Genomic DNA, 244 nt, shown 5'->3' with positions numbered 1-244 from the left:
CCTCCACAATCACATGCGCATTCGTCCCACTAATCCCAAACGACGACACACCCGCCCGACGCACCCCACCCACACCCACAGCCGAACCCGAGCCCTCGCCCACGCCCGAGCCAGACCACTCCCGGGACTCCGTCAGCAACTCCACGCGTCCGTCCGACCAGTCCACGTGCGGCGACGGCTCATCCACATGCAACGTCCGCGGCAACACCCCATGCCGCAACGCCATCACCATCTTGATCAACCC

General features: G+C 65.6%; 1 pseudogene. It reads right to left on the bottom strand.

Annotation, left to right across the window (positions count from 1 at the left end):
* Positions 1-244: pseudogene (locus tag AAHZ94_RS35430) on the bottom strand (hypothetical protein); the annotation flags it as partial.

Origin of the sequence: Streptomyces sp. HSW2009 (assembly GCF_040240285.1) — a bacterium.
Taxonomy (GTDB): Bacteria; Actinomycetota; Actinomycetes; order Streptomycetales; family Streptomycetaceae; genus Streptomyces.
The sequence above is the reverse complement of the archived record's forward strand: the minus strand, read 5'-3'. Positions and strand labels throughout refer to the sequence as shown.